1 pseudogene is annotated in these 260 nt (G+C 67.7%); it reads right to left on the reverse strand.

From position 1 onward, the window contains the following. Positions 1-46 precede the first annotated feature (46 nt). Positions 47-260, reverse strand: a pseudogene (locus IO39_RS56465) (ISAs1 family transposase); the annotation flags it as partial.

Genomic DNA, 260 nt, shown 5'->3' on the forward strand with positions numbered 1-260 from the left:
GCGGCGGCCGTGGCCGTGCTCGTCGGTGCGGTCGTTCAGGATCGCTTCACGCCAGGGCAACGCCTTGAGCCGGCGATACAGGGTGGGCTGGTTGCCCTTTGACGATGAACAGGTAGTGGCCGCCGGCGGCGTTGATGTGGTGGGCGTGGTCGGACTGGGTATGCAGGGCGTCAGCGGTGATCACCACGCCGGTCAGGTCCAGCCCGGCCAGCAGCGGCGTGCATGCGGGGATTTCGTTGCTCTTGGCTGCGATCTGGCGT

This window comes from Nonomuraea candida, assembly GCF_000725485.1.
Classification (GTDB): domain Bacteria; phylum Actinomycetota; class Actinomycetes; order Streptosporangiales; family Streptosporangiaceae; genus Nonomuraea; species Nonomuraea candida.